This is a genomic window from Roseivirga echinicomitans, assembly GCF_001592935.1.
Lineage (GTDB): Bacteria > Bacteroidota > Bacteroidia > Cytophagales > Cyclobacteriaceae > Roseivirga > Roseivirga echinicomitans.
Map to the genome: position 1 here is coordinate 644,789 of NZ_LRDB01000050.1, position 20,032 is coordinate 664,820.

The 20,032-nt window shown below is 40.6% G+C and carries 15 protein-coding genes and 1 tRNA gene; 9 read left to right on the forward strand and 7 right to left on the reverse strand.

Translation table 11 applies throughout. From position 1 onward, the window contains the following. Positions 1-124: 124 nt before the first annotated feature. Complete coding sequence (locus AWN68_RS16985) at positions 125-3,403, reverse strand: WD40/YVTN/BNR-like repeat-containing protein (protein ID WP_084362920.1); 3,279 nt, start codon at positions 3,401-3,403, stop codon at positions 125-127. A 213-nt stretch (positions 3,404-3,616) separates the two neighbouring features. On the opposite strand from AWN68_RS16985, the gene AWN68_RS16990 reads away from it, so the two are divergent. Both AWN68_RS16990 and AWN68_RS16995 read left to right on the forward strand, forming a co-directional pair. Further along, positions 3,617-3,703: transfer RNA gene (locus AWN68_RS16990), tRNA-Ser, on the forward strand. 244 nt (positions 3,704-3,947) lie between these two features. Beyond that, positions 3,948-4,493, forward strand: coding sequence for an inorganic diphosphatase (locus tag AWN68_RS16995; protein ID WP_068418377.1), 546 nt, complete (start codon positions 3,948-3,950; stop codon positions 4,491-4,493). Positions 4,494-4,536: 43 nt separating this feature from the next. Here AWN68_RS16995 and AWN68_RS17000 read toward each other — a convergent pair whose 3' ends face one another. The 5 genes from AWN68_RS17000 to AWN68_RS17020 all read right to left on the reverse strand — a co-directional run bounded on the left by AWN68_RS17000 (position 4,537) and on the right by AWN68_RS17020 (position 12,558). Next, on the reverse strand, positions 4,537-5,784 hold the full coding sequence (locus AWN68_RS17000) for a metallophosphoesterase (RefSeq protein WP_068418380.1): 1,248 nt from the start codon (positions 5,782-5,784) through the stop codon (positions 4,537-4,539). A gap of 175 nt (positions 5,785-5,959) precedes the next feature. Then, on the reverse strand, positions 5,960-9,403 hold the full coding sequence (locus AWN68_RS17005; RefSeq protein WP_068418383.1) for an efflux RND transporter permease subunit: 3,444 nt from the start codon (positions 9,401-9,403) through the stop codon (positions 5,960-5,962). A gap of 24 nt (positions 9,404-9,427) precedes the next feature. Then, complete coding sequence (locus AWN68_RS17010) at positions 9,428-10,570, reverse strand: efflux RND transporter periplasmic adaptor subunit (protein ID WP_068418586.1); 1,143 nt, start codon at positions 10,568-10,570, stop codon at positions 9,428-9,430. 22 nt (positions 10,571-10,592) lie between these two features. Beyond that, positions 10,593-11,948 (reverse strand): TolC family protein, encoded by a 1,356-nt coding sequence (locus AWN68_RS17015; RefSeq protein ID WP_068418385.1) that lies wholly within the window; start codon positions 11,946-11,948, stop codon positions 10,593-10,595. Further along, positions 11,932-12,558, reverse strand: a complete 627-nt coding sequence (locus AWN68_RS17020) for a TetR/AcrR family transcriptional regulator (protein WP_068418388.1) — start codon at positions 12,556-12,558, stop codon at positions 11,932-11,934. The genes AWN68_RS17015 and AWN68_RS17020 overlap by 17 nt, the downstream gene beginning before the upstream one ends. Before the next feature lie 208 nt (positions 12,559-12,766). Between AWN68_RS17020 and AWN68_RS17025 the strand changes: the two genes are divergently transcribed. The 7 genes from AWN68_RS17025 (at position 12,767) to AWN68_RS17055 (ending at position 19,469) form a co-directional block, all read left to right on the forward strand. Continuing rightward, positions 12,767-13,585 (forward strand): alpha/beta fold hydrolase, encoded by an 819-nt coding sequence (locus tag AWN68_RS17025; protein WP_068418391.1) that lies wholly within the window; start codon positions 12,767-12,769, stop codon positions 13,583-13,585. Positions 13,586-13,598: 13 nt separating this feature from the next. Further along, complete coding sequence (locus AWN68_RS17030) at positions 13,599-14,054, forward strand: RidA family protein (protein ID WP_084362912.1); 456 nt, start codon at positions 13,599-13,601, stop codon at positions 14,052-14,054. 184 nt (positions 14,055-14,238) lie between these two features. After that, positions 14,239-16,101, forward strand: coding sequence for a DUF4139 domain-containing protein (locus tag AWN68_RS17035; RefSeq protein ID WP_157716306.1), 1,863 nt, complete (start codon positions 14,239-14,241; stop codon positions 16,099-16,101). An 82-nt stretch (positions 16,102-16,183) separates the two neighbouring features. After that, a complete protein-coding gene (locus AWN68_RS17040; protein WP_068418395.1) occupies positions 16,184-17,785 on the forward strand; it encodes an amidohydrolase in 1,602 nt (533 codons plus the stop codon). 65 nt (positions 17,786-17,850) lie between these two features. Further along, entirely contained in the window at positions 17,851-18,414 is a 564-nt protein-coding gene (locus AWN68_RS17045; RefSeq protein ID WP_172796080.1) for a hypothetical protein, read from the forward strand. After that, on the forward strand, positions 18,411-18,896 hold the full coding sequence (locus AWN68_RS17050; RefSeq protein ID WP_068418400.1) for a DinB family protein: 486 nt from the start codon (positions 18,411-18,413) through the stop codon (positions 18,894-18,896). The genes AWN68_RS17045 and AWN68_RS17050 overlap by 4 nt, the downstream gene beginning before the upstream one ends. 66 nt (positions 18,897-18,962) lie before the next feature. After that, positions 18,963-19,469 (forward strand): hypothetical protein, encoded by a 507-nt coding sequence (locus AWN68_RS17055; protein WP_068418403.1) that lies wholly within the window; start codon positions 18,963-18,965, stop codon positions 19,467-19,469. Here the strand turns inward: AWN68_RS17055 and AWN68_RS17060 are convergent. Continuing rightward, positions 19,466-19,987 (reverse strand): DUF6155 family protein, encoded by a 522-nt coding sequence (locus AWN68_RS17060; protein WP_068418405.1) that lies wholly within the window; start codon positions 19,985-19,987, stop codon positions 19,466-19,468. The two genes, AWN68_RS17055 and AWN68_RS17060, sit on opposite strands and share 4 nt — an antisense overlap. Positions 19,988-20,032 lie beyond the last annotated feature (45 nt).

Below are 20,032 nucleotides of genomic sequence, written 5' to 3' on the forward strand. Positions count from 1 at the left end.
AGGTTTAGGCCTACAGACAGGCAGTAATAACTATAAAAAGAAATAGCACCGAAGAACCCTCGGTGCTATTTGACTAATATTACGCTATAAATAAGACATGCCTATTTATAAAATTGAATTATTACTATCCTCCAATTGGAGAGAAATCTACCTTTTTAACAGCCGCTAAGTAAGCATCCCAGTTGGCAGCATACCAAGCATCCACTTTAGATTGTAGTGACTTGAATTCATTATTAAAATCACCTAAATCCTTACGATCTGCCGCACCTGGAGCATCAAATGAGCCTGAGATTGTACGAGACAAGCCAGTCACCTTTGAGTTTAAAGGAACAACATCAGAATCGCTACCTCCTCCGAAACGGAAACCACCTCCACTACCAATGGCATCAGAAAGTTCTTTCATTTCTTTCTTCACTGCTTCACTCTTGGTTTTAAGTGCATTCGCTTCTGGTCCACGCTTAGTTTTTAAAGCTTCCAACACTTTGTCTACTGACTCCATGTCTTTTGTGATTTTAGACGACAAGGTTGATATATCAGTAGTAAGCACGCCAACTTCTCTGAGTAAATCTCTTCTTGCAATTAAGCTGTTCATGTTATAAGTATCACGAGGATCCATTTGGATTTCGATTTTACCTTCATCAGACTGATCTCCAATAGTTACTTTGAAAGTATAGGCGCCCGGCAATGCAGGGGCTCCACCCCTTCTGAAGAAACTAGCAAATTCAGCAGGAACACCTGGAGGAAGATCCGGCTGTATTGTGCCTTCAGGAGGATTCTCATCGTATCTCCACGAAACACTATTCAAGCCTTCGTTAATTGAAGCGCTTAATGTTCTCACTAAGGTTCCGCTTAGATCAAAAATTTCGATTTTAGCTTGAGGACCTCTTGGAATATTAGTACCTCCGCCAACTCCGCCTCGGCCACCACGGCCTCCGCCACCTTGACCACCACCTTGTCTGGCTTGTGGTTGAGGTGCAGCAGCACCAGCGCCTCGACCTCCACCTGCTGGAGTTTCGGGTTTCTTAGCAAAGAATTTTATTACTGCAGCACCAGACTGTCTGTTTTCTCCTTCGAACGTTGCATTACCAGGGTTAGCGGGTCCGCTTGCAGCCCTTGTACTCACCATGTAAGAAGTACTCGCGTCAATAGCGGTAACAGCAGACTCAGTCACCGACTTTTGCCCTCTAGCTGCCAAAACACGCAATGGCTTAATATCATCAAGTACATAAATAGCTCTACCAAATGTTCCGATGACCAAGTCACTTTCGCGCTCTTGAATCACTAAGTCCATTGTAGACACACTTGGATAACCGTTTTCAAACTTGGTCCAAGTTTTTGCCTCATCAATACTCACATATAAACCATGTTCTGTTCCGAAGAACATTAACTTAGGTTCTACTGGGTCTTGGATAAAAGACAAAGCATAACCGAAAACATCATTTTCAGAAGCTATTGCCGTCCAAGTTTTTCCATAATCTTTAGTCCTCATCAGGTAAGGCTTGAAATCGAATCTTCTGTAATTATTGATTACCGCTACGGCTTCTCCTTTATTATATCTAGAAGCTTTGATTTGGTTTACCCATGATCCAGCAGGAACACCTTTAAGATTTTTGGATACGTTTGTCCAAGTGGCACCACCATCTCTAGTAACATGAATGTAGCCATCATCAGACCCAGCCCATAGTACTCCCTTTTCTACAGCACTCGGCTCAATCACCAAAAGGGTTGTATGGTTTTCTGCTCCAGTAGCATCAATCGTTAAACCACCACTTTTATCTTGATTTTGTTTAGTAGTATCATTGGTGGTTAAGTCTGGAGAAATAATTGTCCAGCTATCACCTTTGTTTGTACTCTTGTGCACAAACTGACTTCCAAAATAGATAGTGCTGTTGTCAAACGGATCTTGCGCCATGGCTGAGTTCCAGTTGAAACGCAATTTCACTTTAGGGTCATCGCTGGTAGGCTTAATTCTCTTGCTGCTTCCAGTAAGTTTATCATATCTACCTACATTTCCTTGTTGTGACTGAGAGTAGCCATAACGTGAATCGTCAGGATCAGCCATTACATCAAATCCATCACCACCACCAATTGTGAAGAAGTAATCGTTTCTGATTCCATCGCTTTTCCAAGTATAAGCAGGACCTGTATAGGTTCCGTTATCTTGTAAACCTCCATACACATTGTAAGGCATTTCGTTATCTACATTGATGTGATAGAATTGACCCAAAGGCAAATTCTCAACAAACTGCCATTTCTTACCCATGTCACGCGTAATGGCCATACCGCCATCATTACCCAAGATCATATATTTAGGATCGTCTGGGTTAATGTATAATGCATGATTATCTACGTGAATAAGGTTTCTTGGAATAATGTTCTCGAAAGACTTTCCACCATCTTCACTTCGGTGCACATTGGTGAAAATGCTGTATACCCTATTTTCGTTCTTCGGATCTACATAGATTTCGAAGTAGTAGAAAGGCCTGTTTCCAATGTCATTACCATTGTTAATCATTTCCCATTTAAATCCACCATCGTCTGAACGGTAAAGCGCATTCTCTTTGGCTTCGATAAGTGCGTAAACTCTATTTGGGTTGTTTGTAGCAAAAGCCAAACCCATACGACCTAAGTCGCCTTCAGGAATTCCATTATCCTTTGCTGATTGCTTTGTCCAGTTTTTACCACCATCTACGGTCATGTATAAACCTGAACTTGGCCCTCCAGAAGTAAAGAACCAAGGTTCTCTTCTGTGTTGCCACATGTTTACTAAAATCTTATTTGGGTTAGAAGGGTCCATTACCATGTCGCCAACACCTGTTTTTTCATCTACATAAAGTATATGATCCCAGGTTTCGCCACCATTTGTAGTTTTATAGACACCTCTTTCTTTGTGATCGCCCCAAGGAGAACCAATAGCACCGATGTACACGGTATTAGGGTCATTTGGATCGATGATGATACGATGGACGTTTCGGGTTTTTTCAAGCCCCATTAACTTCCAGGTTTTTCCCGCATCTAAACTGCGGTAAACACCATAACCACCGGTTAAGCTGTTTCGAGGGTTCCCCTCTCCTGTTCCTGCCCAAACAATATTTGGGTTCTTCTGAGAAACGGCTACTGCTCCAATAGACAAGGCCAGGTTACCATCAAAAATAGGCTCCCAAGCAATACCTCCACTTTCAGACTTCCAAAGACCGCCCGAGGCAGAACCGGCATAAATAATTTCTGGGCTGCTATTTACCACAGCGATAGCGGTAACCCTCCCACTCATATTTGCAGGACCAATACTTCTTGGCTTCATCGCTTCTAGCTTACTGAAGTCAATTTTCTGTCCAAAAGACATAAAACTGATCAGCAAAGCGCAAAGCACGAGCATTCCGGTACGGAAACTCGTGACATTCATACATTTTGGTTGATACATAGTTTTAGTTGTGTTGATTTTCGATTTAGACGGCCTTTGGAGGCCAACGTTTAATGAATAGACTCAATTTTAATGAGTTATAAAAATGGATTTACATTGATGGTAATTTTTCTAAAATACGCTTGGTGAAGTCTGATCTATTCACCTATATTTGCACTCCTCTTAAACGAGGGCAATATATCAGCTTAATTACACGGAGAGATGGGTGAGTGGCTGAAACCACATGTTTGCTAAACATGCGTACGGGAAACCGTACCGGGGGTTCGAATCCCCCTCCCTCCGCAAAAGGCCTTAGAATTACTTCTAAGGCCTTTTTTATGTTTTTGTCACACTGTTTGTCATAGACTGACTGGTACATTACTTACTGATAGGCCAGAAACATGAACCCCTTCCGTTTCAAAGTGGCTTTCTTAAGTTATTTGCACACTTCCATTAACTATCTTTGTCATTCAAGGCTGAATAGTGCATCGCTTTGACAGTATATGTGAAATGATGAGTAAGCTTAGCCAACAGAAAAATCAACTTTATGAAAAATAAATTCAACCCTTGGCATGATGTTTCTCCTGGTGATAATCTGCCAGACATCGTAAATGGCATCATTGAAATTCCAAAAGGAACAAGGGCAAAATACGAACTTGATAAAGACAGCGGGCTTTTAATGCTCGACAGAGTGTTATACTCTTCCGTCTATTACCCAGCGAACTACGGTTTTATTCCGCAGAGTTATTGTGAGGATAGAGATCCCTTGGATATTCTCATTCTATCGCAAATCGATATCGTTCCTATGTGCATTGTTCCAGCCAAAGTGATTGGCGTCATGCGAATGCTTGATAATGGAGAAGCGGATGATAAAATCATTGCCGTTGCCGAAGGAGACCCGAGTGTGAGCCATATCAACGACATCTCTGAACTTCCAGCACACTTCATTTCAGAAATGAGGAATTTCTTTGAAGACTATAAAAAGCTAGAGAAGAAAACTGTAGTTGTAGAGGAGTTCCTTGACAAGCAAACTGCCATCAAAATTCTTAAAGAGAGTTTTGAAATGTATAAAGAGAAGTTCGAAAAACGTTAACGCTTTACAACCAATGCAACGTGGGGTTTCAGCAGCCCCACCCTTAAACAGGTCTATTCGTCAATTCAAAAATGGTAATCTCGGGAAGAATACCGATTCGGCCAGGGAAGCCTAAGAAGCCAAAGCCTCGGTTGACATAGAGGTGGTGGTCTCCTTCGGTATATAAATCGGCCCATTGCGGATACATCCATTGCGAAGGGCTCCACCTGAAATTACCGATCTCCACTCCTAACTGCATGCCGTGGGTGTGCCCTGCAAACATTAGATCAATGTCCTTATAGTTTGGTCTTACTTGCGCATCCCAGTGACTTGGATCGTGTGAAAGCAGAATCTTTACATCTCCTTCTGAGTTCTTATGTGCAAGGTCTAAGTCACCATATTTGGCAAAACGGCCTGCACCCCAGTTCTCCACTCCTATTAATGAAATTTGATCCCCTCCTACTTTCAGTGAAGCGTTCTCATTCATCATCAAGTTCCAGCCCAGTTTCTCATGCGCCAACACCATGTCTTGGAGGTTTTTCTGTTTGGCTTGAAGTGAAGACCACTGCAAATAGTCTCCGTAATCATGATTCCCTAAAGTAGAGTAAACTCCGAGGTCCGCTTTTACTTTAGAGAAAATATCGAAATACTCGTTTACTTCTTTGGTTTGGTTGTTTACTAAATCGCCCGTAAAAAACACCACATCCGGTTTTTCGGCCATTAATAAATTAATCCCTCCTTCTACTGCCTTTTTATCAAAGAAGCTTCCGCTATGGATATCGGAGAGCTGCGCCATTTTAATCCCATTAAAACCACTGGGAAGATTAGGAAGATATAATTTTTTTCTCCTTATACGATAATCGTATGCACCTGACACTATGCCAAAACTCATGGTCACTATTGGCAAAGTAGCTGCCGCAACGGCAGTTTTGGCAAGGAATTCAGACCTAGATATTTTTTTACCTGCTGCTATTTTCTTTTCCTTTCTACGTTTTTTCCCTGCAAAGAAAAGTGCCACAGCCCTTCTGATGTCATCAATAAAGACGAATACCAAACCAACCAGCTTGGCTGTATAGGACATGAAAATTATGGAGATGGTAAAACTAAAGGCAACGGTTCCTGCCTGAGAAAGGTAAAGATAAAAGACCAAAGCCATCATTACTATGGCCTGTAAGAGGTAAATCCTCCTGAGCCACTTGGCGCGATTGGCCTTTATGTTCTTTAAAAGTGTTTTTGTGGCTTGGTAGGCATAGAGCTCTATCCAACCCAGGAATAGAACTATTAAAACGAAACTGAAAACATTAAACTTCATATACGTTTTGCTAACCAATTGAACCTCATTTCAGTTCAAAAAAAGAGCTCTCGGGAACCACCCCGAGAGCAACCAAATCAACCTTAACTATGATGGCGTCTGAGAAACAGACACCTAAATCACCACATAGTACTTTATACAAACATCAAGCCAAAGCTCCGTTCGCTTTGTTCTTTTAACTTAAGGCACTCGCCTTTCTAGCTTCCTTCCTACCTGCTATTCTATACATGAATTTATCTGCTAATAAATACATAGTAGGAACAATAATCAGTGTCAAGAAAGTGGCGAAAGTAAGTCCAAAAATAATTGTCCAAGACATTGGCCCCCAGAACACTACGTTATCACCTCCAACATAAAAGTCCGCATTGTAACTAGTGAACCAACCTATAAAGTCAATGTTCAAACCAACTGCCAAAGGCACCAAACCAAGAATGGTAGTAATGGCCGTTAAGATTACAGGACGAAGTCTCGTTTTACCTGCAATAATAATTGAGTTCACCACTTCTTCCATTGGTAAACGGGCATCATCATCTAAACCTAATTCTCTTCTTCTCCTCTTCCTGGTCAGTTCAATGTAATCAATAAGTACAATCGCGTTGTTTACCACAATACCAGCCAGGGCAATAATCCCTACCATGGTCATGATTACCACGAATTCCATATTGAAAATCACCAAGCCCAAGAACACACCAATCGTGCTTAAGAATACAGATACCATAATGATGAATGGCGCAGTAATTTTATTGAACTGAGACACGATGATCAAGAAGATGGTGAACACTGCGATAAGCAATGCTTTGGCCAAGAAAGCCATGTTTTCTGCCTGCTCTTCTTGCTCTCCTGTAAAAGCGAAGTTATAGCCCGTTGGCATGTCGTAATCAGCCATTAGTACCTTGAGTTGATCTACAATTTCGGTCGCGTTTGCACCCGCCAAAACGTTAGAACTTAACGTCACTACCCTGTCCAAATCCTTTCTTTTGATTGAACCATAAGTGGAGCCATAGCGCACATGAGCAACAGAAGAAATAGGCACTTGCACCAATTTACCTGAGTTCTGATTTCTGAAGGTGATGTTCTTGTTCAGCAAGGCATCAATATCATAACGATAGTCTTGATTCAAACGAACATTGATTTCGTAATCGTCTTCACCTTCCTTGTATTTAGAAACTTCCTTACCAAAAAGAGCCGTTCTAATTTCATTGGCAATAGCATAAGTAGACAAGCCGAAACGTCTGGCATTATCGCGATCGACATCCACGATCAACTCAGGCTTACCCAGTTCTAAAGAACTTTTCAATTCTTCGATTCCACGGATACCAGACTCATCAATCTTTTGTTGAATATCTTCACTCACATGGATCAAAGTTTCTAAGTCTTCACCAATAATCTCTAAGTTGATCGCCTTACCTGTTGGCGGACCAGCAGCATCTTTATCAATGGTTAAAGTAACACCAGGCTCTGGCTTAATTTCCGCACGCAAAGCGTTCATTACATCTTGCGTATTGATATCTCCACGAAGTTTACTTTCAATAAAGTTAACGGTGATACGTGCCTTGTGTGGCTCTTCCGATTGACCTACAGCAGTTGGATCATTTGGATCAGCAGCGCCCTGACTTACGTTGGTAGAAACTGATTCTACAACCGCTTCATAAGGCTTGATGATTTCAAGCACTTGCGCTTCAATCGTCTTGGCAAAATCATTGGTTACTTCAATGTCAGTTCCTACAGGAAATTCAACAAATACGTTCACATACTTAGGTTCGTTTTCAGGGAAGAATAACACCTTAGGTTGGAAAGCTGCAAAGATCCCCAATGAAATGAATAGCGCTACAAATGCTCCACCCAAGTAAAGACCTGGATGTTTTACCGCACTCTTCAACACTCTTTCATAACGACCTTCTAGTGCAGGCAAAAAGCCAGCTTGGAATCTTTTAGACAATGGCCCTAATACATAAATATTCATTAGAGTAAGCGCCCCAATGAGGATCAATAAGTTACCCAATGCCGGAATCCCTGCTCCAAATGCGACTATTAGTCCTAAAACTATAGCGATAGATGATCTAATAATGATCCTTTTATGGTTGTATACTTTCTTCCCATCCAAACTCATGAAGGAAGAAATAAATACAGGGTTGATCACCAAGGCAACAAACAAAGATGAGCCAAGTGTAATGATCAATGTCACTGGTAAATAGAGCATAAACTCACCTATGATACCTGGCCAAAAAGCCAATGGCATAAAGGCAGCCAAAGTAGTCGCAGTAGATGATATAATTGGTAAAGCCACTTCGCCTACCCCTTTACGGGTGGCAGCCATTGGACTCAAACCTTCTTCCATCAAACGATATACGTTTTCAACCACCACAATCCCATTATCCACCAACATACCCAAGGCCATAATAAGACCGAAAAGCGTCATGGTATTGATAGAAATGCCCAATAAACCTAGAATCATTAAGGCCATAAACATTGACAACGGAATGGCCATACCCACGAAAAGTGAGTTACGGGTTCCTAAAAAGAACATCAACACAGTAACTACCAGAATTACCCCGAAGATGATGTTGTTACCCAAACTACTTACTTGCTCTCTTGTGTCCTTCGACTGATCGTTGGTGGTGGTTACTTTTGTAGATGCAGGAATTTGACCACTTGCGTAGCTTTCATCAATCAGCTTGGTGATTTTGTCCGTAGCGATCAAAAGGTTTTCACCACTTCGTTTCATTACGTCCAACTTCACCACTGGATCCAAGTCTAAACGCGCATAGTTCATCTTGTCTTTATAGCCAAATGTAACAGTGGCTACATCCCTTAAGTAAACAATGTTTCCATCTTCAGAACTAATGATAATTCCTTCGATTTGCGCAGGATCATCAAATTCACCAATTACCCTTACGTTTCTCCTTAAACCATCAGCCACCACGTTACCACCTGATAGGGTAAGGTTTTCAGCCGAAATGGCGTTTTCAATATCCGTAAAAGTCACTTTTCTTGCTTCAAGTTTGAAAGGATCTACTTTCACTTCTACTTCTTTCTCATCAACCCCAACAATATTCACCTTAGAAATCTCCTTGAACTTCTCAATCTCATCTTCAAGATATTCTGCAATATCATTCAGCTCATCTAAAGATTTTGAAGGGTCGGTAAGGTTAAGGTTCAGAATTGGAAAGTTCTCTGAAAAGCTAAACTTGATTACACTCGGGTCGGACTTTAAATCTGATGGCAGTTCAGATTTAGCCTTATCCACAGCATCTTTTACATCGGTCAAAGCTTTGTCTACATCAACCCCTACTTGAAACTCCACTACAATGGCGGAGAAATCTTGTACAGAGGTAGATTGGATATTATCAACACCTTCGATAGTGTTAATTTCCTTTTCCAGTTCACGAGTAATCAAACTTTCAATATCCTCAGGGGAGTTACCTGGGTGTGCTGTACTCACATATACCGTTGGCTGCTCCACTTCTGGGAAACTTTCTTTTGGCAAGGTGATGTAAGAATATACACCTGCCGCTACAATAATGAGCGTAAGTACATATACTGTAATTTTATTTCGAATCGACAGGGAGGTTAATCCAAACTCCTTATCAATCACATTTTGTTGATTATTTTCAGCCATAATGCTTTAATTCAGAGGTTAAGATTAATTCTGCACTTTTACAGTAGTACCATCTGCAATCGTACGATTGCCTTTATCAACAATCACTTCTCCACCCTTAAGGCCCGAAAGCACTTCTGTTTCGTGATCGTGCGAAAGACCTAATTTCACATGCACCTTATTCGCTTTCTTCGATGCATCCAACACATACACAAAGTTACCTTCGAGGTCTTCTTGAATAATTCTTGAAGGAATTGTGATGGCTTCATTATTCGTATAATCCGTCAAACCTAAAATACTCACAATGTTCACCTTTGCATTGGAAGCTTCGCTTGGTAATTTCACTTCAATAGTGAAAGTTCGGCTAGCGGGGTTGATCACATTTCCTATGCTTACGATTTTCGAAGTAAAATCCTTATTCATAGAAGGTACTTGGATATCTACAGAATCACCCACCTTCACTTTGCCTAAATAGGCTTCTGAAACTTCGGCATTAATGTACATATCGCTATTGCTCACCAAGAATACAATTGGCGAACCTGGCTGAACCACCTCTCCTGCTTTTACAGGTACCTCTTCAATACTTCCAGAAAAAGGAGCCACGATATTCGTTTTGCTCAACTGGGTACTTAAAGTTGAAAGTTGCTTCTCAAGCGATTCTTTATTGTTTTTGGCAGTAAGGTAATCTACCTCAGTACCAATATTCTTCTTCCAAAGTCTTTCTCTTTTTTCGAAGATGGTAGTAGCATACTGCAATTGATTTTTCACTTCATCAATTGATTTCTCTAGTTGCTCTGAGTCGATAGTTCCCAATAGCTGACCTTTCTTCACCGATTGGCCTTCAATCACTTTCAACGATGTCAAAAGCCCCATGCTCTCAGCACTCACATACACGTTGGTGCGGGACATTACTGTTCCCCTTACCTCGATTTTATGATCGAATTTTTTCTTTTCAGTGGTTACCGTGGTCACCAAAGTCGCTGCTCCTGAACCATTGAAAAAAGTAGGATCTGCTTCGGCTATTTCAGCCTCGATGGTTTCGATTTTATTTCTGATTTCCTGAAGTTGAACTCTCGCTTCTGTGAGTTCTGCCTTCTTTGCGTCAAGACCTTCACCTTCAGATTTAGGCCCACATGCTGCTACCGTAAGCACAGCAAGAAAAATTGTGGCGATTGATTTAGCTTTCATGTGATTGATATATTTTGAGTTGTTAGTTGTCATTGTTTCGTAGTTTTCCGAGTGCTTTATCTAAGTCCACTTTTGAAATAATGGCATTGTATAAGGCATTCAAATAGTTGGTTTCTGCTTCTTTATAATCCTTTTCGGCATTGGTAACTTCTAAGTTAGAGCCAACCCCTTCTTTGTACTTCTCTTTTGTAATACTGCTTACTTCTTGAGCCAATTCCATATTGGATTCTTGTACTTCCAATTGTTCCAGACTCACCTCCAGGTTTCTTTTAGCATTCTCAAATTCTTGAGACAAACTATTGGTCAATAAACTGTATTGATTGTTGAGTGTTTCCAACTCAATTTTATTACGCTGAATGGTATACTTCTTTCTTAAACCATCAAATATTGGAATGCTAACATTCAAGCCAATTTGAGAGTTAGAAAACCACTTTTTACCATTTGTTAAATCACTAAAATCGTTGGAACCTGTATTTCTACCCCAACCTGCATTAAAAGTAACTTTAGGTATATATTGAGAAGTAGTGTTCTTAATTTGAAGACCAGCCAGTTCTTTCAAAAAGTTGAGTTGCTGTACTTCTAACCTATTACTTAGCGCAAAACCATCCAGTTCTGAAAGATCATATTTGAAATCAAGGGCTTCCAATTCACCAGTAAGGGTTATTTCCTCTGTTACTGGCATCCCCATGCTTAGCTTAAGTAAATCCTTGCTGGCCTTTACCGATTGTTCAACACCGCTTCTTTCGGCCAATAGGTTATTGGTTTGTACCTGAAGTCTGCTCACATCAATTCTTTCGGCAAAACCATTCTCGTATAGAGTTCTGGTTTCATCTAAAGTCGTGTTCAGAGTCAATAGGTTGGCATTGATCAAATCAACCCGTGTTTGGTTCACCAAAACCAAATAATAAGCTTTAGTCACCTGTTCGATAACATCTACTTCAGCCTTGGCTTTGTCTACTATTACTTTTTCCCTGAGCACCTTAGCAGCCTGTAAGCCAATAAAGAATGATCCGTCCCAAAGCATTTGTTCCAAACCAACATTAAGGTTACCCACGTGCTGAGCGCCAAACCCCACCAAGGTTACGCCTTCAGCGTTTGGATCGCCCGTGATGAACGAATTCGGAATCGGACTTTTAGCAATAAACAGGTTGTTCGTGTAGTTAAAGCCCGCGGTAATCTGTGGTAAACCATCCGCACGCGTTTCAAACACCTGTGCTTCTGCATCCAGTGTAGAAAGTTGCGCATTCTTCACATTCTCATTATTGATCAAAGCATATTCCAATGCCTTATTCAGAGAATATTCCGTTTGAGCTTTTACCGCAATAGCTGGCAGCAAAAGCGCGAGCATAAGCGTGTATTTGTTAATTCTGCTCTTCATTGTTTTTTGAGTTTGTTGTGTATTGATTAAAAAGTTGGTGACCTTCTATGGTGAAAAGACCATGCATAAAATGATCGAATAATTGCATTTGTATTTCTTCTATTGTGTATTTATCCCGAGGAACAAGGTTTCCAAGAAGGAATGTTTGAACCTGTTCTATCCTCATAATAGCAATGAGTTCAGCATCTATACTGGGCCTAAAGAGACCTTCTCTTTTTCCACGTTCAATAACATTAACAATCGACTCCTTCATCACATTGCCTTTGAACTCTTCATACATCTTCCACGCCTTTGGGTAGAATTTTTGAAGTTCATGAAGGAGGTTCATTTTCGTTTCCCTTATGGAATCTCGCAAGCAAGTAGAAAGCAACACAAGTTCGTGCACCCCATTCTTACTCTCTTCTGTTAAACCACAGAACCGCTGACTCTCTATATCAAAGTGATACTTGGTGATTGTGCTCACCAGCTCACTTTTATCCTTGTAGTATTGGTAAATCGTTTTCTTAGAAATACCCAACTCCTTAGCGATGTCGTCCATTGTCACAGCCCTGATCCCAAAACGGGTATACAGTTCCGTTGCCTTCTCTAAAATATTCTCTCTAACATCCATTTCGATCGCAAAACTACGGAAACTTAAATGTTTTCCAAAGTTTCCTTCGGCATTCAGACGTTTATTTTTAACCTTTTGTTCTGTGAATTTTAAAATTCTGCAAAAAATGCAAGCACTTACATAATTGCATACCAAAGATTATTCTACCGAAGTTCTTGTGTTACGATTATGATTCTACATTTTTACAAAAGACATTCAACAGCAATTGATGTTAAACGAAACACATAGAAATATTACAATTAATCACTGCTCTTTAAATTATACCATTTGGAATGGTGGAGAGAATGTAATGCTCTGTTTCCATGGCTTCGGCCTTGACCATTCATCATTTAAGATCGTTTGGGAAAGCCTAAAAGAGACACATACCATTTACAGTTTTGATTTACCCTACCATGGTACTAGTGAGTTTCCTAGAAATGAACAGACACTTCTACGGAAAGACTGGTTGGAGTTCATGGAAAAGTTTTTAGCCGATGAGCATATCAATCGGTTTGAAGTAATGGGCTACTCAATGGGTGGGAAATATGCGATGATTACAGCTGAGCTTTTCCCAGACAAAATCAAGCACCTCCACTTGATTGCTCCTGATGGAATTACTACCCATTTTTCCTATCGTTTTTCCACCTATCCTTTCCTTTTCAGAAAACTGTTCAAAACTCAAATTGAAAGCCCTTGGTTCTTCAAAGCTTTGGTGAAAACATTGCGCACCTTGAAAACCATGAACAATTACAGCTTGAGGTTTGCAGAAAGCCAAATGGATACCGAGTTCAAACGTTCTCAGGTGTATCATTCATGGGTCAACTTAAGGCACTTTTTACCCAACCTAAATTCATTGGCAGCCCAAATCAACGAACATCATACCCCTACTACTTTCTACATCGGCAAGCACGACAAGGTCATTGGCACGAAAACCATTGAACCCTTGCATAAACTTTTACCCAACAGTGAATTGGTGATGCTAGAGAGTGGACATAGCAATCTGTTGACTTCAATTGCCAAGCACCTTGAATTGAAAAACAAACCTTAACAAACCAACCATTATGAAAAACCCCTTTTTATTAGTTCTCAGCTTATTTTTAGTTAGTTGCAGCACCACTACAGAAAAAAGCCTTGAGCATTATCAGTCTGAGGCCATGAAAACGCTAGGACTACCCTTTTCTGATGCAGTAATTGTGGATGACATTATCTATCTATCGGGGCAAATCGGAAACCTTCCCGGCACATTAGACTTAGCGCCAGGTGGTTTAAAAGCAGAAGCAAAACAAGCCATAGAGAACATGAAAGCTATTTTAGAAGCCAATGGCTCATCACTGGATGACGTAATCAAGGTAACGGTAATGATGGCCGATATTGATGAATGGGGAGAGTTCAATCAAGAATACATCAAGTATTTTACTGCAGAAAACAAACCAGCCAGAAGCGCTTTCGGAACAAGTGGCCTAGCCGTTGGTGCTAGACTTGAAATTGAGTGCATTGCCTTGAGAAGAAAGAAATAGGCAAACAAACACCTTTCATTGGGTTGACCAACTACCTCACTAGGGGTTTATCGGTAGTTATATTGTTTAAGAGGTACGGGCGGCCGTCCACCTTATTTTTTTGAGTATCCCTTTATGGAATCCCTCAAAGCTGAGCATCATTGAGTCAATGAAGTTCAAATACCTTAAACTAAACGCTATAATTATGAAACTCTCGGCATTACTTTTAGTAATGTTCATGGCCGTTCAATTCAGTCATGGACAATCCACCATCGAATCAAAAATCAAGTCGGTAGAAGTTTACACCAAGGGAGCCGAGGTGAGAAGAACCGCAAAACTGCCGCTCAAAAATGGCAAGAACGAATTCAAGATTTCTCACCTTTCTTTCAACTTAGACCCTAAAACAATTCAAATTTCTGGTGAAGGGTTTACGATTCTTTCTGTGCGACATGAACTTGATTATTTAGAAAAGGAGAATAAGCCAGATCTCATCAATCAGCTCTTAAATCAATCGGATGCCATTTCAGACTCCATAAAATACATTGAGCTTGAAATCAGCATTCTACAAAAGGAAATGACCTTATTGAACCAGAACCAAAAAATTGTTGGTGATCAAGGCATCCAAAATCAGGAATTCAAAAATGCAGTAGGTTATTTCACTGAAAGATTCAAAAGCCTTTCAAAAGATGAGTTCAATCTTAACCTAAGAAAAGGAAAGCTCAACGAGAAGTTAATGCAAATAGGCTTACAACTTGATTCGTATTCTGGTCAGCAAAAAAAGCCTTCCTCCAATATTTTCCTTACCATCAGTTCAGATAAGAGCCAAACCATACCCATCGAAATTAGCTATGCGGTGAGCGAAGCGGGTTGGTTTCCTGCCTATGATGTTAGGGCCAAAGACAGTTCTCAACCTTTATCCATTACTTATAAAGCACGCGTTTACCAGAACACAGGAATAGACTGGAAGGATGTGAAATTAAGAATTGCCTCTGGAGATTTAGAGTCGAGCGGCACAGCACCAGAGCTTTCTCCCTACTATTTGGGAGGAACAAACTTTTACCCCAATAGAAACTCGGGGATTAGACAAGTGCATGGTTATGTTATTAGCTCGGATGATGGATTACCCCTACCCAGCGCTTCCGTTTTAGTAAAAGGAACAACTCTCGGTGTTTCCACGGATAACAATGGGTTTTATAGTCTTCAGGTACCTAATGATAACTCCATATTGGTTTTCAGGTTTCTAGGCTTCGTTACCCAAGAAAAACCCATTACGGGTGAAAATATAAATGTCGAAATGAGGTCTGATGTAACGGAGTTGGGTGAAGTGGTAGTTACGGCTTATGGATCAAGAAGCTCTGATGCACTTGCTGGTAGGGTACCTGGAATACAAATCAGAGGAAGCAACTCAATTAAAAGAGAGAAAGTATCCAACCCCATTCCTATCAATTACATTAACTACCAAACCAATTTTGTATATGATATTGAATTGCCTTATAGTATTCCATCTACAGGGAAACCAGAAGTGGTAGATATGCTCACCAAAGAAGTAGAAGCTGAGTATATCTATTCTACAAGCCCAAAAGTAAAAGAGACGGCTTATTTGGTGGCCATGATCAAGGACTGGACAGATTTGAAATTATTGGATGGGGAATCGAACCTTTACTTTGAGAACCGCTTTGTTGGCAAATCAATCATCGATACCAATGTGGGTTCTGATACCTTGAATATCTCAATGGGCAAGGATGAAGGCATTGTCATCAACAGAGAACGACTTAAAGACTTTGAAGAAAGGAAATTCTTTAGCAACAAAAAAAGAGAAGAAAGGCATTTCAGAATTACGGTAATGAATACCAAGTCAAGCGAAGTGAGCATTTCGATTTATGATCAAATTCCAATCACTGCCAGAGACAATGTCAAGGTCAATGTGATTGAGATTTCAGGTGCTGAAATGAATAAGGAAACAGGCTTGTTGACTTGGAAAACAAAACTCAAACCAGGAGAAAAAAGGGAGTTGATTCTAAAGTACTCTGTTGAATATCCGAAGGAAATGGATTTAGAAATTAACTGATCATATAAAACCGACTTTAACTCTTCATGAAATTGATTATTTTGGAAGGACTGAAAACCAACAGCTTCCAAAATAATCAACCATGAAAAGACCATTGAATAGTAAATTACTTCTCTGCATTGCGCTACTTTTTACGAGCAGTTTCACCTTTGCACAAAAGAAATATTCAGAGAAACAGATCACCAAACTCAAAACCGAAGTTGCTCAAATTGTGGAAGACAACCACAAGCAAACTCAGGTGATGATCGATAAGATCTTCAGCTTTGCCGAGCTTGGATTTCAAGAATATGAATCTTCTAAATACCTCACAGGCATTTTAAGAGCCAATGGCTTCGATATAGTTGATGGCGTTTCTGGAATTCCAACCGCATGGTTTGCCACTTGGAAACAAGGCGATGGCCCCACAATTGCCTTGGGTAGCGATGTCGATAATATCCCGAAAGCATCTCAATATCCAGGAGTTGCCTATCACAAACCCATGGTCGAAGGCGCACCGGGTCATGGCGAAGGCCATAATGCTGGGATTCCATTGAATATTACGGCCGCTCTTGCCGTAAAGCAAATCATGGAGCGCGAAGGAATTCAAGGCACGCTTATTTTGTGGCCGGGTATTGCCGAAGAACTGGTAGCCGCCAAAGCTTGGTACACCCGCGATGGCCTTTTTGATGATGTAGACATTTCAATCTTCACCCATGTAAGCAGCAACCTTTCCGTTTCTTATGGCCAAGCTTCAGGCACTGGCCTCATCTCTGTTGAATATACTTTTGACGGTGAAGCTGCGCACTCTGCGGGTTCGCCTTGGCGAGGAAGAAGTGCTTTGGATGCAGTAGAACTAATGAGCGTAGGCTGGAATTACAAACGCGAGCACCTCACTACCCTAAAACGTTCCCATTCCATCATCACCGATGGTGGCGATCAGCCGAATGTGGTGCCTTCAAAAGCTTCGATTTGGTATTATTTCCGTGATGTAACTTATGAAGGCATTATGGAAATGTATGCGGATGCCAACAATATAGCCAAGGGTGCTGCTTTGATGACAGACACTCAAATGAGTTCCAGAATTTTGGGTACCGCATGGCCACGTCACTTCAATAAAACCATTGCAGAAACCATGCATGAGAACATCAAAATTGTAGGTCTACCGACTTGGAGTGAAGAAGACCAGGAATTGGCCAAAGCGACACAAGCCGAAGTAGGCTCCAACCCAAGAGGATTAAGCACTAACCTCTCTAATCTGGGAATGCCCGTTACCAGACCAGTAAGTGGTGGCTCTGATGATATTGGTGATGTATCATGGAAAGTACCCACGGTAACCATGCGTTTTCCTTCCAACATCCCCGGTTTGCAAGGCCACCACTGGAGCAATGCCATTGCCATGGCCACTCCTATTGCACACAAAGGCGCTACTGCTGGTGCCAAAGCCGAAGCCATGACCATTATGGACTTCCTTTTAAAACCAGAATTGGTGACCCAGGCATGGGATTACTTTAACAATGTGCAGAGCAAGGAAACACAGTACAAACCAATGATCTCGGCCAGCGATGCCCCTCCTATTTACCTGAACAAGAAAATCATGGATGAATTCCGCCCGCAGTTGGAGAAATTCTACTATGACGAAACAAAATACGGTAGTTATTTAGAGCAATTGGGTGTTACTTATCCAACGATTAAGAAGGGGAATTAATGAAGCTATTGGTTTGCATGCTATTACTGTTCGTGGTAACAAAAAGTATTATTTCCCAAGACAGCTTGACAATTTCAAGCTGTCTTTTAAAAACCAAACCTACTACTTTAGGTTGGGAAAAATCCTTAAATCAGCTTGAAAAAGAGTTAACAAATAGTAAGGTACTGAATAAAAGAAAGAAAAAAGACTACAGGAAATTACTCAGCTTAGCTAAATTTAAGAAGTTAAAACTCAAACCAGAATACTACACGATCACCGAATATATTAACCCAGATAATTACTCCCACTGTAGTCCAAACTCAATTATCGAGAACACAAATGAAGAAGCAAGAACTGTATTCCTTTATACAGTCTATGCAGCCCTTTCACAAAAAATAGCGACAATAAATCTTACTGTTTTTGAAGATGGTAATATTCAAATTGAAGGATTAGAATCTTCAATAGATGACTTCAAAGAGAGGATTTTAAATGAGATTAGTAAAAGAGACGTTCCAAAAGAGAAAATCGTTTTCAATCTATCTGTAAACCCTGAAATGAGAATGGGTATGCTTATAGACATTCAAACTATCATTACGGAAATTGGTGTTGGAAGGATTTACTATAGGGACTTAAAGATTGATAAACGATGAATAAGGAAGCAATTAATAAACTTCTAAGCACTCTGGAAGACTCCTTTCAAGGCCTCCCTTGGTTTGGAGAGTCCTTAATGGATAAACTAAGCCGTATTGATTACAGAATTGTAAATATCGCTCACATCCCAACTACAAATTCTATAGCTCGACTGGTTCATCACATCATCAATTGGCGGATTTTTGTCATTGAAAAAATCAAAGGGAATGATGCATTCGACATTGAAATGAATTCGCAAAATGACTGGACTGATCTTCATATTTCAACGGAAAAAGACTGGGCTGACTTGATTCAAAAATTAGTCAATACGCAGAAAGAGATTTTCGATCTGCTGAATGCTAAAACCGATGAATTCCTACAAACACCGGTATACGGCAGAGAATACACCATTCAGCGACTTATTGAAGGAATTGTGCAGCATGACATTTATCATCAGGGCCAAATTGCGGTGGTAGCCAAACAAGCAGCACTAAAGGGTTGAGTACGGTTACAACCAAGAATTGTAAGATTGTGTCTAAGAAGCTAGGCAAACCAGAAGTTCTCCCTTATGAAATATACAATAATCAATCTATTGGGTTTGATTCTCATATGCGCTCTCAGCTCTTGTGACTTAGAAGATACAAAGACTGACACTACCATTGAAAACTTACTGTTAGCCAGATGGGCAAATACTGACGGCAATAGTGCTTTCGTTTATACATTTCTATCCGATGGAACATTCTGGTCTGCCCGGGTTATTACCAGCCCATCTACCAACGAGGTAGTTGACTACCGATACTATGCGACAGGTGTATTCACTTTGGAGGACAATGAGCTAAGTCTTTTCTTTCAGAAAATCTATGAACATGACGATAGTCAAGTGCAATACCCTAACCCAACTGACTTAACCTTGACTGGACAAACCAGTGAAGGGTTCGCTACTATTTCTTTCAAGAATGACAATCAGAAACTCACTTTCACTTTTCAGCCATGTGCTCCAAATGAAAACTGCGCTACGGAAATTTCTTTTGAAAGAGTGCCCGTTGGATGGTGCGGAACCCCGAGTCCGAATTAAGACAGGTCAGAAAATTCGCCCAACTTGAGCTCAAAAGCCGAAGCATTGAACCATCTCTGCCTTTCGGCTTCATCTAGTATTCTGTTTAATCGCTCCCAATAAATTCCTTTCAATCCATTACGTAATACAAATTCAGAAGCCTCCACAAACGAGTTGTAAACACTCTTGAAAAAAGCTTCCTGTCGTACTTCCTTTCGGGCATTAAAACGCATGGCAGTTTCAATATTAAAGAGCATAAAATCCGCCAACAGCGAAGGATCTAATTCCAGTGTTGAAAAATGCTTGATCGCTTTTTGGGCTACCGATCTACGGGCTTTGGCTTTTCGTTTGGTTTGGGGGAAATACTCCTTCAGTACTTTTTTCTTGGCCTCCTCTATCAGCTTGTCTTCTTTGGGGTTGAACACAAAGCTATAGTAGGTACGAATGGGCAGAAACTTATCGTAAAGCTCCAACACCTGCGTTTCAAGTTCATCCTTCTTTAAAGTCTGCAAATACTTAACAAGTGCGCGTTTACTCATTTATGCTCCAATCGGTTTTTTTTAGATTTCGCTAAGGTATCAATT

Bases quoted from the DNA above. Each gene is read 5' to 3' on its own strand.
- AWN68_RS17035 (WP_157716306.1), top strand. From the start codon at position 14,239: ATGAAACTCTCGGCATTACTTTTAGTAATGTTCATGGCCGTTCAATTC.
- AWN68_RS17040 (WP_068418395.1), top strand. From the start codon at position 16,184: ATGAAAAGACCATTGAATAGTAAATTACTTCTCTGCATTGCGCTACTT.
- AWN68_RS16985 (WP_084362920.1), bottom strand. From the start codon at position 3,403: ATGAATGTCACGAGTTTCCGTACCGGAATGCTCGTGCTTTGCGCTTTG.
- AWN68_RS17010 (WP_068418586.1), bottom strand. From the start codon at position 10,570: ATGAAAGCTAAATCAATCGCCACAATTTTTCTTGCTGTGCTTACGGTA.
- AWN68_RS17020 (WP_068418388.1), bottom strand. From the start codon at position 12,558: ATGGATGTTAGAGAGAATATTTTAGAGAAGGCAACGGAACTGTATACC.
- AWN68_RS17055 (WP_068418403.1), top strand. From the start codon at position 18,963: ATGAAATATACAATAATCAATCTATTGGGTTTGATTCTCATATGCGCT.
- AWN68_RS17060 (WP_068418405.1), bottom strand. From the start codon at position 19,987: ATGAGTAAACGCGCACTTGTTAAGTATTTGCAGACTTTAAAGAAGGAT.
- AWN68_RS17050 (WP_068418400.1), top strand. From the start codon at position 18,411: ATGAATAAGGAAGCAATTAATAAACTTCTAAGCACTCTGGAAGACTCC.
- AWN68_RS16995 (WP_068418377.1), top strand. From the start codon at position 3,948: ATGAAAAATAAATTCAACCCTTGGCATGATGTTTCTCCTGGTGATAAT.
- AWN68_RS17005 (WP_068418383.1), bottom strand. From the start codon at position 9,403: ATGGCTGAAAATAATCAACAAAATGTGATTGATAAGGAGTTTGGATTA.
- AWN68_RS17025 (WP_068418391.1), top strand. From the start codon at position 12,767: ATGTTAAACGAAACACATAGAAATATTACAATTAATCACTGCTCTTTA.
- AWN68_RS17030 (WP_084362912.1), top strand. From the start codon at position 13,599: ATGAAAAACCCCTTTTTATTAGTTCTCAGCTTATTTTTAGTTAGTTGC.
- AWN68_RS17015 (WP_068418385.1), bottom strand. From the start codon at position 11,948: ATGAAGAGCAGAATTAACAAATACACGCTTATGCTCGCGCTTTTGCTG.
- AWN68_RS17000 (WP_068418380.1), bottom strand. From the start codon at position 5,784: ATGAAGTTTAATGTTTTCAGTTTCGTTTTAATAGTTCTATTCCTGGGT.